Origin of the sequence: Rufibacter roseus, from assembly GCF_001647285.1 — a bacterium.
GTDB lineage: Bacteria > Bacteroidota > Bacteroidia > Cytophagales > Hymenobacteraceae > Nibribacter > Nibribacter roseus.
Genome location: NZ_LRML01000016.1, coordinates 65,659 through 85,537, shown reverse-complemented (window position 1 = coordinate 85,537; position 19,879 = coordinate 65,659). Strand labels below are relative to the sequence as shown.

At 44.5% G+C, this 19,879-nt stretch carries 8 protein-coding genes; 3 read left to right on the top strand and 5 right to left on the bottom strand.

What is annotated here, in order from left to right; all coding sequences use genetic code 11:
• The first annotated feature begins 135 nt into the window (after positions 1–135).
• The 3 genes from A8O23_RS18430 to A8O23_RS18420 are packed head-to-tail and all read left to right on the top strand — an operon-like array spanning position 136 to position 3,760.
• Positions 136–1,470 (top strand): O-acetylhomoserine aminocarboxypropyltransferase/cysteine synthase family protein, encoded by a 1,335-nt coding sequence (locus A8O23_RS18430; RefSeq protein ID WP_066624634.1) that lies wholly within the window; start codon positions 136–138, stop codon positions 1,468–1,470.
• An 8-nt stretch (positions 1,471–1,478) separates the two neighbouring features.
• Positions 1,479–2,534, top strand: a complete 1,056-nt coding sequence (gene metX / locus A8O23_RS18425; RefSeq protein WP_066624633.1) for a homoserine O-acetyltransferase MetX — start codon at positions 1,479–1,481, stop codon at positions 2,532–2,534.
• Positions 2,513–3,760 (top strand): homoserine dehydrogenase, encoded by a 1,248-nt coding sequence (locus A8O23_RS18420; RefSeq protein ID WP_066624630.1) that lies wholly within the window; start codon positions 2,513–2,515, stop codon positions 3,758–3,760. The genes metX and A8O23_RS18420 overlap by 22 nt, the downstream gene beginning before the upstream one ends.
• 433 nt (positions 3,761–4,193) lie before the next feature.
• On the opposite strand, the gene lysA is transcribed toward A8O23_RS18420, so the two are convergent.
• The 5 genes from lysA to A8O23_RS18395 all read right to left on the bottom strand — a co-directional run bounded on the left by lysA (position 4,194) and on the right by A8O23_RS18395 (position 19,853).
• Positions 4,194–5,339, bottom strand: a complete 1,146-nt coding sequence (lysA, locus tag A8O23_RS18415) for a diaminopimelate decarboxylase (RefSeq protein ID WP_066624628.1) — start codon at positions 5,337–5,339, stop codon at positions 4,194–4,196.
• Positions 5,332–6,666 carry an aspartate kinase gene (locus A8O23_RS18410; RefSeq protein ID WP_066624624.1) on the bottom strand — a complete coding sequence of 445 codons (1,335 nt, stop codon included), beginning with the start codon at positions 6,664–6,666 and terminating at the stop codon, positions 5,332–5,334. Before A8O23_RS18410 ends, lysA begins: the two co-directional genes overlap by 8 nt.
• 263 nt (positions 6,667–6,929) lie before the next feature.
• Positions 6,930–13,790 carry a T9SS type A sorting domain-containing protein gene (locus A8O23_RS18405; RefSeq protein ID WP_066624622.1) on the bottom strand — a complete coding sequence of 2,287 codons (6,861 nt, stop codon included), beginning with the start codon at positions 13,788–13,790 and terminating at the stop codon, positions 6,930–6,932.
• 319 nt (positions 13,791–14,109) lie between these two features.
• Entirely contained in the window at positions 14,110–18,048 is a 3,939-nt protein-coding gene (locus tag A8O23_RS18400; protein WP_153042275.1) for a T9SS type A sorting domain-containing protein, read from the bottom strand.
• Positions 18,049–18,635: 587 nt separating this feature from the next.
• Positions 18,636–19,853 carry a beta-ketoacyl synthase N-terminal-like domain-containing protein gene (locus A8O23_RS18395; RefSeq protein WP_066624616.1) on the bottom strand — a complete coding sequence of 406 codons (1,218 nt, stop codon included), beginning with the start codon at positions 19,851–19,853 and terminating at the stop codon, positions 18,636–18,638.
• Between the last annotated feature and the right edge of the window lie 26 nt (positions 19,854–19,879).

The following is a 19,879-nucleotide window of genomic DNA, read 5'->3' as shown; positions in this document are numbered from 1 at the left end:
CTGTTGTCTTTAGTTAAACTCCATTTTTTTCTTGTTTTCCAGGTTAGAGCGCTAAAAGCGACGGTAAACGCGCATGCTTGATTTTCCTGGGGTCTTGTTTTTGTTCAATTTCATCAATTGTAACCTGTTACTACCATGTCTAATTCATATCGTTTTGAAACTCTTCAGCTACACGCTGGCCAAGAAATAGATCCTACCACCCGTTCACGTGCCGTGCCTATTTACCAAACTACATCTTATGTGTTTGAAAATGCCGAACACGGTGCTAATCTATTCGCCCTGAAGCAATTCGGGAATATTTACACCCGCATCATGAACCCTACTACCGACGTGTTTGAGAAACGCGTGGCGGCATTAGAGGGAGGAGTAGCCGCTTTGGCGGTGGGCTCTGGTCAGGCGGCCCAATTTATTGCGCTAAACAATATCCTGCAGGCCGGCGATAATTTTGTTGCCACCAGCAACCTGTACGGCGGTTCATACAACCAATTTAAAGTGGCTTTCAAGCGCCTAGGCATTGAAGTACGCTTTGCCAAAGACGACGCCCCAGAGACTTACGAGGCACTCATAGATGAGAACACCAAGGCAGTATATTTAGAAACCATTGGTAACCCTCGTTTTAACATTCCTGATTTTGAGGCTATTGCCGAAGTGGCCAAAAGAAACGACATTCCGTTGGTGGTAGACAATACCTTTGGTGCCGGCGGATATCTGTTCCGTCCGTTGGAGCACGGTGCCAATGTGGTGACTGCCTCGGCAACCAAATGGATTGGTGGCCACGGCACCAGTGTGGGCGGCGTGATTGTAGACGGCGGTAACTTTAACTGGGGCAACGGTAAATTTCCGCAGTTCAGCCAACCTTCTGAAGGGTACCATGGCTTGGTTTTCTGGGATGTGTTCGGGGCTGACGGTCCGTTCGGAAATATTGCTTTTGCCATTAGAGCCAGGGTAGAGGGACTGCGTGATTTCGGTCCGGCGCTGAGTCCTTTCAACTCCTTCCAACTGATTCAAGGTTTAGAAACACTTTCGCTGCGCGTAGACCGCACCGTGCAAAATGCGCAGGCATTGGCAGAGTGGCTGGAGCAGCACCCGTTGGTAGATAGCGTAAACTATCCGGGCCTCAAGTCCAGCAAGTATCATGAACTAGCCAAAAAGTATCTGAAGCGCGGCTTCGGGGGAGTATTAAGCTTCAACCTGAAAGGCGGCAAAGAAGAAGCTGAAGTATTTGTGAACAGTCTTGAACTGGTAAGCCACCTTGCCAACGTAGGTGATGCCAAAACGCTGATCATCCATCCGGCCTCCACCACCCACCAGCAGCTGAACGAAGAAGAGCAGCGTTCAGCAGGCGTTGACCCAACCTTGCTGCGGGTGTCATTGGGCATTGAGCACCTGGATGACATAAAAGCAGATTTTGAGCAGGCTTTTGCCAAAGTAAAAGTTCGTGAGCCTAAGCTAGAGGCTTCTTTAAACTAAGCCACGCCATGTTGAAGGGAAGAGTCTTTGAACACTACAACGAATTCCAACTGGAGTCCGGGCAATATTTGCCCGGGTTCCAGCTTTTTTATACTACCTGGGGCACTCTGAACGCTGATAAAAGCAACGTGGTGTGGGTATGCCATGCCCTTACCGGCAATGCCTTTGTAAAAGATTGGTGGGATGGCCTATTTGGGGAAGGGAAAACCTTTGACCCCAGCAAAGATTTTATTGTTTGCGCCAACACCTTGGGTGGCTGCTACGGTTCCACTGGTCCGCTGTCGCTTAACCCAGATTCAGGCAAACCATATTACCATGCCTTCCCAACCCTTACCAACCGCGATGTGGTGCGGGCTTTTGATCTTTTGCGTGAGCATCTGGAAATAAACCAGTTCAAAGTGTTGGTTGGTGGTTCATTAGGCGGGCAGCAGGCGCTGGAGTGGGCCGTGCAGCATCCGGGAGTAACGAGACAATTAGTGTTGGTGGCATCAAACGCCAGACAAACACCTTGGGGAGTGGCATTGAATGAAACCCAGCGAATGGCCATTGAGCAAGACGTAACCTGGCAATTAAACACCGATGCCGCCGGTATTAGCGGAATGAAAACCGCCAGAGCCATTGCGCTGCTGTCTTACCGCAGCTACTCAGCGTATAACCGTTCGCAAAGGGAAAAGTCACTGGAGAGGATAGATCAATTCAGGGCAGCCTCTTACCAGAAGCACCAAGGTGAAAAACTGGCGCAGCGTTTTAATGCTTTCTCTTACTGGCACCTGACCAAAATGATGGACTCGCACAACGTGGGCAGAGGCTTTGGTAGTGTAGAGGCCGCTTTACAGAGATTAAAGGCTGAGACGCTAGTGGTAGGCGTGGATTCTGATATACTGTTCCCAATCACTGAGCAGCGTTTTATGGCGCGGAGCATACCTGATTCAAATTTTCAGGTGATCAGGTCAGTATTCGGACACGACGGATTTTTACTGGAAACTGACCAGTTAAAAGATATACTTGACAATTTTTTACAAAAGAAACAGCAGAGAAAAACATGGATTCCAACCGTCTTCTAAAAATAGGCCTTTTTGGGTTTGGATGCGTGGGGCAGGGGCTTTACGATATTCTGGCGCGTGAGAAAAACTTACCTTATCAGATTGAGAAGATTTGCGTGAAAGACCCTAATAAGGTGCGTCCGCTTTCAAGTGAGCATTTCAGCTTTAACCCTGAGGAGTTGATTAATAACGACGAACTTGACCTCTTTGTAGAGGCCATTTCTGATGCTGACGAAGCGTATGATATTGTTTCTGCCGCCCTACGCAAAGGAAAGCGAGTGGTGACGGCAAACAAAAAGCTAGTCGCCTATCACCTGCCGGAGTTGATTGCTCTACAGCAAGAGTTTGGCGGTGTTTTACTATATGAAGCTGCCGTAGCTGGTGGAATACCAATAATAAGAGCTGTTGAAGAGTTTTTCTCTAACGAGCCATTGGTCCGGGTGCATGGTATCTTGAACGGTTCTTCAAATTATATCCTGAGCCAAATATTTCTGCAGAAAAAGCCCTATGCCGAGGCTCTAAAAGAGGCTCAGGACAAAGGCTTTGCCGAACTCGACCCATGGTTAGACGTTGCCGGTGCCGATTCAAGACACAAACTCTGCATTTTAGCGGCACATGCCTTTGGTCGTCCGCTAGCGCCGCAGGAAGTAGCTTTCTTTGGTATTGATTACCTGGGCGCACGTGACCTGGAGTTCGCCAGGCTAAACGGCTGTGGAATTAAACTGATTGCTTCTGTTCATTTAAACGAAAGTGGTCAGATAGTACCACTAGTGATTCCTGCTTTGGTAAATGAAACCGATGACCTGAAAGTAGTAGAGCAGGAATTTAACGGAGTGATTGCGGAGGGTACTTATTCTGGCCCGCAGTTGTTCAAGGGAAAAGGAGCCGGAGGGCACCCAACCGGAGCGGCAGTATTGTCTGATGTAATCTCTATAGGTCAGGGGTACCAGTATGGCTACAAGAAACTGAAGAGAAGCCAAACTCAGCCAGCCTTAGCCCTTGATTATAAAATTGAAGTATACTTGAGAACGGCAGATCCAAAGCTGATTGACGTGTTGGAGTTCTCTAACCAGCGCAACATTGAGGCCGCCGCCGACTCTGATTCTGTTGTTGGTGTTCTTACATTAGAGAGTCTGATAAAGCACCAAGATAAAATTCGTGAAGCCGGCGCCTTCATTATGGCTCTGTCTTCTGATTTTGTTAAAAAAAAAGCCGTTAAACAACAAGAAGCAGTAGCGTTGACTTAGTATAAATAAGGTTGAAAAGCCTTTTAAAATAGCTTGTTTTAATAGTTTGTTTAGTTCGCAAGGCGCCCAACATGCAAGTTGGGCGTTTTCGTTTTCGGGCTGTTTTTTAAAAAATTGAGCTAAAACATGACTTCATTTTATTGCATGCTACAGTCCATATCTTTTAATTAAAGAAAGAAAAGAATCTTCAAGGGTGAGTGAGTAGAATTGAGGGCATATTCATAAGACAATCTTGTCGCCACTTACTAACTCCTATTAGCCGGCTACTAAGTAAAATTCCTTTCCTCGGATGGGTAAGGATGGGTTTATTTAATAAACCCTCTAAACCTTATCGAAGGTAACAGGCCACATCACCACCATTTATAAAAAAGTGGAGACGTGGCCTGATCTTCATTTAGCGCTGTTTTTTTGAAATACAGCCCTAAAGCAGAAGTTAATTTAAATAGAAAGCTTGCACTCTATCACGTAGGTTATATCCAGAAGCCATGACTTCGCCGTAAGCACCAGCGGTCCGGATGGCTACTAAATCGCCGCGCTTCGTTTCCGGTAACTCAATTCCTTTAGAGAAACAGTCAGACGATTCACAAATGGGGCCCACCACATCATAATGCATGGCAGGTAACTCGCTGGTCAGGTTCTCAACCTTATGGTATGCCTGGTATAAAGCAGGACGCATGAGCTCCGTCATGCCGGCGTCTAGAATGACAAAATTTGTTTTTTGTCCGTGCTTCAGATAAAGAACTTTTGAGATAAGGTTACCGCTTGGAGCTACCAAGGCTCTGCCTAACTCAAAGTGTACCTGCTGTCCTTCCCGTTTATCAAGTAGATTATTGAAAATGGCAAAATAGGCGGCAAAATCAGCAATAGGTTTTTCCTCCGGATGATGATAGTCTACCCCCAAGCCTCCACCCACATTCAGGTGAGGAAACGAGAGCCCCTGTGCTTCAAACCAATTCTGTATTTCGTTTACACGGCCACAAAGATTTTCAAAAGCACGCAAATCAGTAATCTGGGAGCCAATATGGAAATGCAGCCCAATTAGTTTTACATTAGGCCATTGGCTAAACTGTGGCAGCAGTGACTCCAGCTCCCAGGTATTAATGCCGAATTTATTTTCCTCTAGCCCAGTGGTAATGTATTTATGGGTATAGGCATCAACATTAGGGTTAATGCGCAGTGCTACCTGCGCGGTTTTACCTTTGGCCGCTGCCAGTTCTTGAATTACCTCAATCTCCTGCACTGATTCACAATTAAAACAGAAGATATCTGCATCAAGCGCCAAGTTTATTTCCAGGTCTGACTTTCCTACTCCGGCAAATACAATATGATCAGCCGGGAAACCGGCCTCCAAAGCTCTCTTTACTTCGTTACCGCTCACGCAGTCTGCTCCAAACCCACGAGCCAGCATCTCTTGTAAAATAGGAGCGTTGGCATTGGCTTTTAGGGCATAATGTACCTGGTAGCCATATTTAGTTGCCTCGGCTTTGGCTGTATCAAGCGTGGTTCTGAGCAAACCCAGGTCATACAAATAAAAAGGTGTAGGGTGCTGCGCAAACTGATCTAACTTTTGCTTAAGCATTGGTACCCTCTCTTTCCAGAAAAACCCCTTCATTGATGGCGATCAAAGCAGCTTCTTTGTGGGTAGTGTTTACCAAAAAGCTGATGTTGTTCTTGCTTCCACCATATGAAATCATGCGCAACGGTATCTCCCGCAGAGACTGTACCACACGTAGTGCGGCTCTGGGCTTGTCCTCCATAAAATCACCTACTACGCATACAATAGTCAACTCTGTATCTATTTCCACCTGCCCAAAACGTTGAAGTGCTTCCGTAATTTCAGGAAGATAAGTAGCATTATCAATAGTCAAAGATACAGCTACCTCAGACGTGGTGATCATGTCAATAGGGGTACGGAAGCGTTCAAACACTTCAAAAACACTGCGCAGGAAACCATAAGCTAACAACATGCGGCTAGACTTAATTTTAATGGCTATGATGCCGTCTTTGGCGGCCACAGCTTTTATCTGGTTACCTGATTTCTTTGACGAAATGGTAGTACCCTGCGCCTCTGGCTGCATGGTGTTCAGCAGCCTAACCGGAATGTTATGCTGTTGGGCAGGCAGAATGCTGGATGGGTGAAGTATTTTGGCGCCAAAATAGGCCAGCTCGGCCGCCTCGTCAAATGACAGTTCAGCAATAGGGTAGGTGTTTTTGACTACGCGCGGATCATTGTTGTGCATTCCGTCAATGTCCGTCCAGATCTGGATTTCACTTGCCTTCACTGCTGCTCCAATCAAAGAGGCCGAATAGTCACTGCCGCCGCGTTTCAGGTTGTCTACCTGGTTGCGGGCATTGCGGCAGATATAGCCTTGGGTAATGAACAGCTGCGTATTAGGGTATTTAGCCAATTGCTGCTGAATGTTCTCCCGGATATAGGCCTGATCTGGCTCCTCGTCTTCGGTAATGCGCATGAATTCCAAAGCCGGAAGCAACACAGAAGGTGTTCCTTTTTCCTCCTGAAAAATTTGGAACAACTGCGTAGACAGCAACTCACCCTGTGCCAGAATGATTTTTTCAGATACAGCTGTGAAAGAAGAAGCAAACTGCTCTCTAATCTCACTGAAAGATGTCTCGATCACCTGCTTCCCTTTTTGAACGGAAGCTTCCTGTTTATATAGTTCTGCAACTACCTTATGGTAATGTTGCTCCAAATTAGAGGTAAGAGATTCAGCCTGCGCCACATCGCCTTGCGCCAGCTGCTGCCCAATCTGCACCAAACTGTTAGTAGTACCCGACATAGCCGACAGCACTACAATCACTGGTTCTTGGGTGGGAAGTAGTTGCGAGACAGCACCCATTCGCTCAGCCGAGCCAACGGAGGTGCCTCCAAATTTCATGATTTTCATATTTATCAAATAAAACCTGCGAATTTACTAAATGAACAGGTTTAATCATGAAAATGAGCACAATCAATTTACCTTACTCGAAATAAATTTTACAGAATAGGCGCTAAAGGAACCGGTTTTGAAAATTACTGGCTTACAGATGGGTGCAAAGGAGGTCTGTTTTCCGGCTACTTTTTGAAAAACAAGTCCAAAACAGATACGGTAGAAAAGAAAAAAGCCTGCCCTACGTTGGGACAGGCTTTTTGAGCTTATTTAAGACAAAGTTAATCTACCTTAATTACTTTTTGAACAACATGAATGCCTGCACCTGAAACGGAGATTACATAGGCTCCGTTTGGCAATTGTGAAAGGTCATTCGTAAATGTGTTTTCACCGGCAGCAAGCTGCACAATTTTCGAAAACACCACTTTGTTTTGCAGTGATCTGACTTCCAGTTGCGCTTGTCTTGAATCATTGCTGAACACGCTGACCTGCAACTTATTCTGGAAAGGGTTAGGAGCAACACGCATGGTCTGCTCTATTCCAGCGGTAGACATTAACGTGGAAATTACTTTTGAATATTCAACTTTGCCGTTAAAATCTACTTGTTTCAGGCGGTAGTATAGTACACCTGACGGAGCTGCTTTGTCAAGGAAGTTATAGTACTGTACCGTTACGCTATTTCCATTGCCTGCTACTTGGCCTACGGTTACGAAGTTCACAGCATCTAGGCTCCGCTGCACCAGGAAGTGGTCATTGTCTTTTTCGGTGGCAGTTGCCCATGCTAATAACACACCATTGTTGGTTTTATTTGCATTAAATGAAATAAGCGTGACGGGTAGTACTTCTGGTTGGCCTGTTCGGGCTGGTGCCAGATAATTCTGATCATCGTTCATGCTGTAGGTCATAGGCACTATATGCGATTCTGACCCATTGATGCCTCTTGACTGAATATAGGCAGTACCTGCCACCAGTTGTGCTGGGTCGTCAACATAAATCTGACCTGTTCTGGTTGAGAAAGCTGTACCGGGCAGAAGACCACCGCCAATCATTTTATTAGTACCTGATACTAACGTTCCACCCACTAATTCATAAGAAGCAGGCACAAAGACTGAGGCTTCTGGAGTAGCAATGATTTCGTCTTTGATGTATGAACTTACTATGTAAGCCGGTTCAACTGAATAGGTGAAGGCACAGTCAATGACTGAAATGGAGGCAGTTCCACTCATGTCTACCTGATTCTGAGAGCATCCTGACAAGTAACCAACAACTTTGATAGAATAAGAGCCATTGGTGTTGAGAGCAGTTGTCTGTAAGTGAATCATAGTGCCGGTACCTTCCATCATCTCTCCAATTGGTGAGAAAGTGCTTCCGTTTGAAGAAATCAGTAATTGGTAGTTAGTACCTGGCACAGAATTATTAATCGTGATGGTTGCTCTCTCACCTCTGCATACATTTTGGTTTAAGGTAGAGGAAGCCACAGTTTGAACGGCAGCGGCAGTGGCTATGGTGACAGTTGATGTTCCTGTCATAGTTTTGCTACAATTTCCGCTCGTGGCAATTACCCTCAAAACTGTGTTATTAACTGTAAGCGCACCTGTCGTCAGTTCGGCAGCTGATCCAGTTCCAGTGAAGGCAGAGCCAGTATTTACATAAGCTGCCCCATTCTCACTTTTCTGTATTTGGTAAGTTACTCCGGTTTCAGTGGCGTTCAGATAAATTTCGGCGGCGGCACCAGAGCAAATAGTCTGAGTAGCCGGCGAAATGGAGATAGCTGCCAAGTTGGTGGCAGTAACAGTTCTTCCAGCTGATGTGGCTGATGGGCAACCTGTGCTGCTTGCCACCACTTTGAATTCTGTTGATTCGTTTATAGTGGTAGTGAAAGCAATGGTATTACTACCGTTAAAGGTAATAGGAGTGCCAGTGGCTACATTGTTCTGCAATAACTGATATGTGACACCACTCACCAATCCACCAGTTACTGTAATAGTTACCTCGCCAGATTCGCAGACAGTTGAGGTAGAGGCCGTAATCTGAGGTGTGGCTGGTGTGGCAGAAACTGTCACCGTAGCCGCACTTGAGGTGGCAGGAGAGCAGTTGGTACTAGAAGCCACAATAGTAAAGTTAGTGGAGCCACTGCTGACAGCCGCTGTAAAAGAAACAGTGTTACTTCCTGTATAGGTGATGGTGCTACCCTCGGCAACCCCATTTCTGTACAATTGGTAAGTAACACCACTAACTAGGTTTCCGGTAGCCGAAATGGTGACATTGCCGCTGCCGCACACCGTAGTTGCCGAAGCAGAAATGGTAGGAGCCACCGGTGCAGGTGATACGTTGACTGAGACAGTTTGTGTTTGTTCAGTAGTACTGCAACTGTTAGAGGTAATAATTTTGAAGGTATTAGTTCCAACCTGTGTCAATGCACCTGAAGTAAGGGTAATGGAGCTGGCACCTGTAGGGGCTACTACTACATTGCCACTGAAAGCATTAGTGGTAACATTGTACAGTCGGTAAGAAACTCCAGCCTGCGGTGACGCCACGGTGACAGAAGCAGTAGAGCCGGAGCAAAGTGTCTGCGATGCTGGCGTAATACTAAGACCCGTATTTAAAGCGGCATTTACCGTTACCACCACCTTCTGAGCCAAGGCAGCGCTAGTGCAGCCGTTTGAAGCTAAAATTCTAAATGTGTATGTTCCTGCTGATAATGCTAACGTCTGTATGGTGATGTTTCCACCAGTACCCACCACCGGTGAACCATGGTTGGTGTAGGTAAAGTTTGGTGAGGTGCCTGATTCTAACTGTAACTGGTAAGAAACATTATTCTCAGAACTTCCTATGGTGATAGACGCTGTATTCCCAAGGCATATATTAGCAGAGGTTGGCGTCACTGACAAAGAGGTAGCGGGAGCACTGTTTGGCACCGTTACACTAAACACATTTGAGTAGGTGGTAAAGCAATTGGTAGAGCCTGAAATAGTAGCACGTACACTCAGGTTATAAGTACCGGCTGAAGGGAAGCTATTAGTGGTCAACGTAATGTCGCCACCCGTTCCGGTTACAGTGTTGCCAAAAGCAGTAGATCCATTGAATATCTGATAGCTTACCCCATTTTGAGAGGAAAGTAACGTTACGGTTGTGCTGTTTCCGCTACATACCAATTGGCTGTTGGGGTTTACAGTAATGGAAGCAGGTAATACGTTCACAGTAACAGAACTACCCATGTCAACTGAACAAGTACCATTTGACGCTATCACCTTAAAAGTAGAATTGGCAGTAAGGTTCTCTGAAGTAAAGCTGAGGGTACTACCTGTACCTGCCACAGCGGTCCCGACATTCACAAAGGAAGTACCATTGAATCGCTGCAACTGGTAGTTAACGCCGGTTTGTGAACCTGCCAGTACAAAAGACGCAGCAGTGTTAGAGCAAACGGTTTGTACTACTGGGCTTAAGTTGAAAGCAGTAGGCCTAGGGTTTACGGTGACAGTTGCTGTTTGACTTAAAGGAGTACTACCGCACCCATTGGTTGCCAACACTCTTAGATTATAGGTGCCTGAGGTGAACACTGAGGTACTTAAAGTAATGGTGCCTCCCGTACCTGATACTGGTGAACCTAAGTTAGTATAAGTAAAAGGCTCTGCTGTTCCAGAGATTAACTGAACTTGGTAAGAAACTCCGTTCTGCGAGTTAGTAATGGTAACAGCAGCAGGGCTCCCGCTACAGATAGGACTTACTACTGTAACAGCCGGTGTGGCCGAAGGAGCTGAATTGGAAATGGTTACCGAGAACTGCTGGGTAAGGTCAGTGCCGGAACATCCGGTAGGGCTCGCTGGAGTGGCTACAACTTTAAATTGCTTTGTTGAGCCCACCGTACCAGAAATGGCGCCAGATGTTAGGGATATACTTCCACCGGTACCTGCTACAGAATTTCCGGTGAAGGTATTGTCTGTAATATTAAACAAACGGTAATTAATTCCGCTCTGAGAGCTTTGAATAGTAACAGAGGCGGTGGTAGTACCAGAACCGCTACAAACCGCCTGGCTAGTAGGGGTGATAGTTAACCCTTGGTTGATGGTGGTCACATTTACATCCACAGGGTCACCCATATCCGTTGTACAGGTGCCGTTTGTGGCCACTACTTTGAATCTGGTGTTTGCGGTAACTGAAGGAGTAGTAAAGGTAAGGGCACTGCCAGTACCTGCCACGGCTGAACCTACATTTGTGAAGCTGTAGGGTGAGGTAGACGTATTGTAAACCTGTAATTGGTAATTTACTCCAGTCTGCGAACCCGACAAGGATATGGTGGCTGTAGAGCCATTACATAAAGCCTGAGTTGCCGGAGAGGCGGTGTACACAGTTAGTCCTTCTCTGATGGTTACTGTTGATGACCCATTTAAGGTAACGCTACAGCTACTCGATTCCACTCTGTATGCTCTTACCGTTAACGACACTGTACTTCCAACGCCAACAAGCGGGGCAGAGCGTAACGTAATGGTGCCCCCGTTGCCTAGAGTAGCAGCTCCGCTAGCTTCATTATTGTTAAATATCTGATAAATGACGCCGTCTTGAGAGTTGTTTACGGTTATAATGGCGGGGTTTCCGCTACATATTGTCTGACTCAGAGGAGAAATAGTAGGATTGGTCGACGGGGTATTGCAGCTAACGAAAGTCGCCGCCGTTTGCTGGCTTTCACACCCACCTCCAGAAGGAGCAATGGAAGCAGAGACTGGTACGCCCGTAGATAAGTTTTGCTGGTTCGCAGCTGACAGGTTAATGGTCCAGGTCACAGGGGTAGTACCGCTGGCACCGGTGACAGTTGCCGTACTGGCAATTTTTTCTCCATCTATATAGAGGAAGATGGTGCCATTTGTGGTGCTGGTACCTGAGATAGTAGTTGCCCCCTGTCTTATAGGTGCATTGATGGAGAGGCCATAAGAAGCAGCTGTGGCAGGTGACTGAACAGTGATGGCGGTAGAAGCACCACTCTCTGTTTTACCGGGTGCCGTGGCAATGGCATATAGAACTTGCCCACCTTGCAAATTAGCAAAGCCAGCCACTGGAGCTGACCAGGCATTACCCGAAACGGTTGCTGCTTCAATGATTCTTGTATCAGTAGCTGGATTTGGAGTTGAGCCTTCTCTCCGGTAAACGGACACCAAGGTTCCATTAGCCTCTGTAGATGTACCGTTAATTACCGTTGCACTTGGACAATAAGTACCCGTAATGACAGGTGTAGCAGTTGCGCAGGTACCCATAGTAACTCCTGCAGAAAGAGCGGAGAGCCCCTTAAAAGGATTACTGGTAGAGGCAGAAGCATCAGGTTCTTTTGCTCTAACAGACAACACGTCTCCGTTCATGATGCTAAAATGCCTTAGATCAATAGACCACATTCCACTGGCATTTGCCTGCGCAGAAGATACGATACTGCCATTCGAACTTTGCAGAACAGGCTCCCCATCTACATATAAATAAATATAGGAATTTGCTGCTGATGTACCTGTTAAGGTTGTAGTGGCAGAGCAAAGAGTAGTGGTTGAAATAGCTGGTTGAGCGGTTGTTTTTGCCGTAGGAGATGTGCTGAAACTGTTCCCACTAAGATAATAGCTTGGCGAGCGTCTAGATTCGCAGCTACCTACTACAACTGTTGCAGTAAGAGTTCCGTAGCTGGTGGCATTAGAGTTATCATAGGCAAAGGCAAATTGATTACTAGAGGTACTAGGCGTAAAGGTGTAGGTAGTGCTCGTGGAGGTAGCCACTACCGTACCGGTTAAAAGATTGCCATCTAAATAAACTTTAAGCGTTTGGCTAGTTAAGCCGCTGTATGCTGTTACTATATTTATTGATTTTGACCCATTGTTTAGAGTCATGGAAGTTGGGGGAGTAGCATCACATTGCCCTTTGATGACATTGGTAACAGTAACGGAATTAGAAGAAACAGACGTAACCTCTGGGCATGATCCGCTGCCAGGCCGGTAAATTCTGGCTGTAATGACATCTCCTAAATTGAGGGATATACCTGATAAAAGATTAAAAGACCAGGTGCCGTTACTGCCAACTGTAACAGGGGTAACCGGTATTAGCTCTATACCGTTGCGGTATACTTTAACTGTAGAACCAATTTCTGTAGACGTACCGGCAATAGAAGTACTGGCGGTTGTGATGGGAGAATTCACCCCTGGGGCAACTGGTGCCGCAGAGCAAAATTCCCCATTCATCAGTTGATTTAAAGAAGTAGGCGGGAAGATAGGAATCAGTTCTTTCCAGATTCTGATTTTATCATTGTTGTATAATTTATCGTTTACCCCACCAATGTCTGAAATAGTGCCTTCTAACCCTGTTTGAGCACTCGTTACCGTGGAACCTGAAATTCTTAGAGGGGAGTCAGGGCTAATGCCTGAGCCTCCGTCTCCAGCAAAGGCAGTAAGCGGAATGTAAAAGTCAAAAAAGAAATCTGGGTTACCGCTAGCTGTAGAGGCTGCCACTGATTTTTGAAAGTATCTGTTATACCCACCATTGGCTGAGCCTCGCCATATAACATTGCTGGAAACCGGGTCATTTTGATCTCCACTCCCAGAGTGCCTGTACACCACCACATCAAAATTCAACGCCAGAACAACCTCATATTCAAAACCCAGGTTTTTAACCTTAGAGGGAGTAGCGTAGTCTACAAGGGTTCCGTTTGCTAGTTTCTGTTTATTAAATACACCGTCAGAGTCTATTAAAAAACTATAACCTTTAGAGGCAGTAGAATTCCCCCCAACTCTAACTCGAAATAAAACATGGGTGCCGGTAAAACCCATTGCTAAAGGGGCATTAACCAAATCAGTATGCCCACCACTAGCCCCTGTAACTAAATCACCGGTAGGCTCAGGACCAGAAGGGTTTGGCATTTGTGGTAAGAAACGAAACGGTAATTCGCTAGCCGTACCCATGTCCTGGCCATTCACAAACCCTGATGAAGTTCTGGAAGTATAGCCGTCTCCATTAGGGTCTAAAATAGCTGTACCCGGACTCTGAGCTCTCTGTATAATCAGACCTGGAGTTTGACCATACAAAGGGGATGTTACTGAAACAAACAGTAAAAGAAACGTTACTAAATAAAAAGTTCTGAAAAAGTGGGTCTCTGGAAGGTAAAAATCTTTTCTCATATCTTGTAAGTGGTATATAGAAATAATTCTATAACTACCTGAAGGGTGAAATATTGATAAAGTGATAAGAGTTGAAATTTTGTCTGTTATGGCAGACTTTTAGTTTGCTATTCTTTTTTGTTGTATTGTTACGTGTTGGTAACATTATATTTAATAACAAAGAATAATAAAATTTGTTATGCATTTAAGTAAGTATTTTTTCACAAACAGACTAAGTATTTGTCGCAGTAGAAAAATGAAAAAAGCCCGGGGAAGCTATGATAAATAGCTTCCCCGGGCTGTAAGACAAGACTTTGTTTAATTTAGTTCAGAGACAGTATCAGTCTGTTTTTATAATCTTTACAACTAAGTGAAGATCAGCTCCATTAATTTGCAGAAGGTATAACCCGGCAGGAATATCATTCCACGACCTTGTATAATGGTTTGTTCCTGGAGAAAGATTTATTTGTTCAGAGTATACTTTTTTATGTTGCAGGGATACCAGTTCCAAGGTTGCGGCAACCTGTGATGCACAATTTATTTTTACAGTGATGTCTTGATTAAACGGATTCGGAGCCACTGTAACTGTTGGTTTTGGTGCATTAGCTTCAAAAGCTCTAGTAGTGACCACTTTGGAGAATTCTGAGTTTCCGTCAAAATCAACTTGCTTTAGGCGGTAGTAGAGCTGCCCTATTGGCGCATTCATGTCTAAAAACGAGTAGTTTAAGATAACCGTGCTAAAGCCGTTACCTTTTACCTGGCCAATAGTTTCAAAACTCTTTCCGTTGGTGCTGCGCTGCACCAAGAAGTAGTCATTGTCTTTTTCAGAGGAGGTGATCCATTGCATCTGCACAATGCCCTTTTGGTAATTGGCACTGAAGTAGGTTAATTCAACTGGTAAAGGTGTGGGGGCTGTTGTGCTGAAAGATATTTCTTTTTCAGTTATACCACCAGTATTATCTACAGTGCGCATGTTATATGTATAGTTTCTTGTGGTAATAGCATCTGGGTCAGAAACAAAGATTCGGCCAGTAGAAGTGTTATAAGATAAACCAGATGGCGAATCCCAGTTAGAAATTTGGGCAGAAAATATTCCCAAATCTGCATCTGTAGGCTCAGCTAAGTTTTCATTTAGTTTTAGTTGATAGCCTGAAGGGTAGGATATAACCCCATTTTCTCTTGGCGTATCCTGAAAGACTTCTATTACCAGTGGCAAATCCATTGTGGTGCCACCTAAAGCATCTACGGTAGTAACCAAAGTAGTGTAAGTGCCTACCTGCAAAGGTTGTCCTGCTCTTTTAACTAAACTAGTTTGGTCTAATGCAATAAATGAGGGTAAAGGAGAGCCTGTAATACTAGAATAACTTATGGCTCCATTTGGATCAACCGCTGGGTTAATAATATTTCCACTTTCACTTGTGTTATTAATTCTTACACTAGGTGCGGAATACACGGCAGGCTGGTCAGAGCAGGCTGTATTTACATTATAGCTCGCGGACCCTCCCATAGTCACAATTCCGCATGAAACACCGCTGGGTTTAGTAGCTCTAACAGTTAGAGTAGCAGCGGCAGTTAAGCCAAAGCTAGTTAATGATATAGGTGAGCCCGTACCTAATACGGAATATCCACTAGCCACATTGTTATTATATATTTGGTATATAACTCCTGCTTGTGAACCATCTAAAGACAAAGTGATGGCGGTGCCTGAACAAACTGTATGAGTTGGAGTATTTGGAAAAGAAAATGCACCAGAAGGAGGCGAGCATTGAACAGTTACTGGAGCACTTTCTCCACTACACTCATTGCCTCCGCTTACTCTTACCGTTACCACAGAACCAGCCGCTAAGACAGTTGGTAGCACTGTACTTGATATTGACCATGTTGTTGCAGTAGGATAGTTGAAGGCAATGGGTAGGTTAGTAACAGGGTCTATCACCGGTGAACCATCGGCATACAAAATTAAAGTTGATCCACTTGATTTTGTGCCGCTTATCGAGTTCGCTCCCTCCATTATTGAATTCACAGTGGTACCGGCAGCGGTGGTTTTAGTTGTAACAGTAACCAGTGTAGAGTTGGGACTTACAGATTTGTTAGGGGCAGTAGCTGTTGCGAAAAAACTTGAGCTAGGTGTGAGTACGCCGCTGGCAACAGTTGCCGTCCATGCACCTCCAGTCGCTACGGTTGTAGTAGCAATAGCTGCAGTTGTTCCAGACTTGTATACATGAATGGTAGTGCCCGCCACTTCAGTAGATGTACCAGCTACAGAAGTAATAGAGTTATTTGTAATGGTACAATATGTCCCACTAATCAATGGTGCTGTAGAAGGAGGTGCAACAATATTTATATTAGTATTAGCAGCAGATTCAGAAATACACACATTTGTGCCTGAACCTAATGCACGCACCAACAGTACATCACCAGGGGCTAAAGTAGATATTTCTGTAGCAGTTAAAGTAAATGTATGAGTGTATGAAGTTGGTGTTGGTGTAGGGTTTAGAACTACTTCCTTTATTCTCACATAACCATACGCACCAGCTACGCCAAATCTTTTCTCTAATGTTAATGTCATGCTAGAAAAGGTTGGATTAGTGTTATTAGCTACTGAAACGGAAATACTGGCGCTGTTTGCTGTTGTGCTAAGGTTGCTCGGGGCAGAGGTAATACTTGGAATTGGAGTAGAAGTTAATTGATTGCCAATACAAACTGGTAATGAATAAGGAGATTCGCACCCAGTGCCTAATCTTGCCGTAACCACAAAAGAACCTGGGCTTATAGCCTGTCCTGTTCCAGCAACAATAGTATAGGTAAAGGTGGAGCTTGTTGATGTAACCTCATATGTCACAAAAGAATTGGCAGTACCAGCTTTATCAAATATTACATTCACATCTGAACTATAATATGGCGTTGTCGATAATATTTTATATGCCTGGATTGTTACCGGCCCTGTATAGCCTGCGGGTACAGTATAACTCCCTGTAATGCCTTTGTTTCCATTGCTAGAAGCGGGTTGAGCAGGAATTGGCGTTGAACATATTCCTGAAATTACTTTAACTGGTGAAGAATATTTTGAAACACAAGATCCGGTAGCTGATGTAGCGGTAGCTCTGATAACTTCATCAACTGCAAGAGGGGTTATTAAGGTGGCGGTCCAAGTATTGTTAACTACGGTTACCGTTCCTGTGGTACCAATAGCTGTACCATTTGTAAGTGAACCGTCAGCCGCTATAGTCCCTCCTTTATATAGGTTGATGATGGTGCCATTTGGTTGATTTGAGTATCCTGATATGGTAGTACTTAAGGCTTTTAAGGTATTTGTAATGGTGGGGCTAGGGGGAATAGCACAATTGAAACCACCGTTCATTATATCATTAAGTGACGTAGGAGGAAATGCCGGAACAACATCTTTCCAAATCAGCATCTTATCATTACCATAGTTCTTGTCATTGAGGCCACCTATATCAGAGATAGTGCCTTCTAGGCCAGTTTGAGCACTAGTGACAGATGAACCACTTACCCGCAGATTTGTATCTGCTGTTATACCGCCACCAAACGCTGACAGGGGAACATAAAAGTCATAGAAATAATCAGCATTTCCCCCATCCATTGAGCCAGCCATAGACTTTTGTGAATACTGAGAAATACCGCCGTTGTTTGAGCTTTTCCAAATAACCGAATTAGAGTAAAGTGCTGGATCGTTGTCATCACCACTTCCAGTATGTTTATAGACAAGTACATCAAAGTTGGATGCGAATACTACTTCATATTCAAACCCAAGGTTCTTAACTTTAGAAGGAGTGGTATAGGTGATAACATTTCCGTTTGCATCTTTACGGGCGTTAAATATTCCGTCTGTATCTAGCACAAAACTATATCCTTTGGAAGCAGAAGAATATCCGCCTACCCTAACTCTAAAATACACATAAATACCATCAAACCACATAGAGAGTGGGTTACTTGCCAGGTCTGTCTGTCCACCTCCAGATCCGGTGCCTAAGTCTACTAAAGGTTCTTGTGAAGCGTATTGGGGAAGCACTTTGTATGGTATCTCACTATAGGCAGGTCCAACATCTAACCCTGGGGCAAATCCTGCTCTTGTCTTAGAAACATATCCGTTGTTGTCTTTATCTAAAATAGCAGCCCCCGGACCTGTTGCTTTTTCAATGATCATCCCGGGTGTTTGCGCAAAACCTTCTTTTGAAATGAGCAAGTATAAAATTGACAGTAATAGAAATGTCTTCTTGGGGGACAGGATTGTAAGTTGTGTGATTCGTTTGTCCATGCTCACGCAGAAAAAATGTAAAAACTCTCTGAAATCGGCCTGAGAGATAGGCTTGTTACTTTATCTTTTAAAACTCTGCTTTTACATGGGGGAGGTTCAGCAGCATCATGTATGCTATAAAAAAAGAATAAGAAAAGTTTTTCCTTGATTTATAAAAGATAAAAACTAAAAGTAGGACTTAAATTATTTTTCTGCTTCTATAAATAGGATGTTCTCTTAATCCCTTCCTATAAAAATGTAAGTTATGTACTAAAAACTATATAGATGAACTGTTATACATACTTTTCGATGAACTGGGCGAAAAAGTCGATGAATGATAAAGTATAATTGGAAGTGTAGAAAAATTATAAAATCTATGGTTAAATTTTTAATAATAAAATCACATTTAATATTAACTTATTGTAAGAATTGATAAATATTGAATTATATTAATAAACTATATAATAAAACATAAGGATATAAAATTAAACAGAAAGAGTTAGATCAATAACAGGTGAATAAATTTATGGGATATTAAAAAGTGCACAAATTCTCCTGCTAATGAACAAGCTCCGTAGCAGGTGTTGCTATGTATTTGAGAGCAGGATTTACCTTACCAGCTTATTCAATACTACACAGCCTGAGTTGCCACCAAAACCTGCTGCATTAACTATGATTCTGCTATAAGAAGTTATTGTGGAGTTTTGATAAGAACTATATAGAGGGGAGAGTGATTCTGCCTGTTGTAAAAGAGTAAAAGCAAAATCTGCTGACAGGGCTCCTGAAGCTCCTAGGGTGTGGCCAATTAGTTGCTTGTTAGAAAACAATGGCGGAAGTGATTCTCCGAACACGCTACGCATAGCATTAATTTCAGCTACGTCTCCCGCTCTGGTTCCTGGTGCATGAACAACAATCGCATCAATGTCAGAAGGAGAAAGTGAGGCCTGTCGTAAAGCTTCTCGCATGGCTTTCTGAAAATGCAAGCCTTCTCGTGTGATTCCTGTCTTTGAAGGACTGAGCTCAAAGCCTAAGCCAACCGCTTCCACGGTGATAACTGAGCCAGCGGGAAGAGCGGTGATTTCGCTCTTTGTCATACGTTCCAGTGCAAAAAATGCGGCTCCTTCACCAAGCACAAAAGAGTTTTGCTTTTCAGGGTTTAGCGGACGGCAAGGGGAATTATCAGCCGCATACTTACTGTAGATGCCAAGCGCTTTCATCTGCGCTATGGTAAAAGGAGTAAGAGGAGCTTCTGTGCCGCCCACAATAAATCTTTTTGCCATGCCAGATTTCAACCAGGCCAATCCGTTGGCTATGGCCTGTAATGCGGTACTGCAGGTAACGGAATGGCTGATTACTGGACCTGAGGCCTGCAGATCATGTGCAACCCAACTAGCCACATTCCCCAAGGTAGTACTAGGCGAGGTAGCAGGCGGCAGACGCTTCAGCGGATTGGCTAAAAAATCAGTGTGAGACTGCTCAAATAAGCTCGTTGCGCCCCTGGAAGAACCGATATTAATACCTGTGGCTTCTAATTCCTCGGATTTCCAACCTGCAGCTGCCACCGCCTGTCTGGCAGCCAGAATAGCCAACTGTACTGAACGGTCTACGGTTGCATAGGCTGACTCTTCTTGCAATAAGGCTTGTAATGATATTTCTGCGGAAGGAGATAGCGGAGAAACCGGAGTTGTTTCGTCTAAATGAGGTAGAGTAGTGAAAGCCGGTTTGTTCTGTAGATATGCCTGCCGGATTTCCTCAGGAGTACAGCCTATCCCTGAGACGGAACCTACGCCTCTTATCACTATCCATTCCTGTTCCGCTGGTTTCATCTGTTTTTATGCTGTTTTTCAGAAAA

Excerpts from the sequence above, each read along its gene's own strand:
- A8O23_RS18430 (WP_066624634.1), top strand. The coding sequence starts at position 136 with ATGTCTAATTCATATCGTTTTGAAACTCTTCAGCTACACGCTGGCCAA.
- metX (WP_066624633.1), top strand. The coding sequence starts at position 1,479 with ATGTTGAAGGGAAGAGTCTTTGAACACTACAACGAATTCCAACTGGAG.
- A8O23_RS18420 (WP_066624630.1), top strand. The coding sequence starts at position 2,513 with ATGGATTCCAACCGTCTTCTAAAAATAGGCCTTTTTGGGTTTGGATGC.
- lysA (WP_066624628.1), bottom strand. The coding sequence starts at position 5,339 with ATGCTTAAGCAAAAGTTAGATCAGTTTGCGCAGCACCCTACACCTTTT.
- A8O23_RS18410 (WP_066624624.1), bottom strand. The coding sequence starts at position 6,666 with ATGAAAATCATGAAATTTGGAGGCACCTCCGTTGGCTCGGCTGAGCGA.
- A8O23_RS18405 (WP_066624622.1), bottom strand. The coding sequence starts at position 13,790 with ATGAGAAAAGATTTTTACCTTCCAGAGACCCACTTTTTCAGAACTTTT.
- A8O23_RS18400 (WP_153042275.1), bottom strand. The coding sequence starts at position 18,048 with ATGGACAAACGAATCACACAACTTACAATCCTGTCCCCCAAGAAGACA.
- A8O23_RS18395 (WP_066624616.1), bottom strand. The coding sequence starts at position 19,853 with ATGAAACCAGCGGAACAGGAATGGATAGTGATAAGAGGCGTAGGTTCC.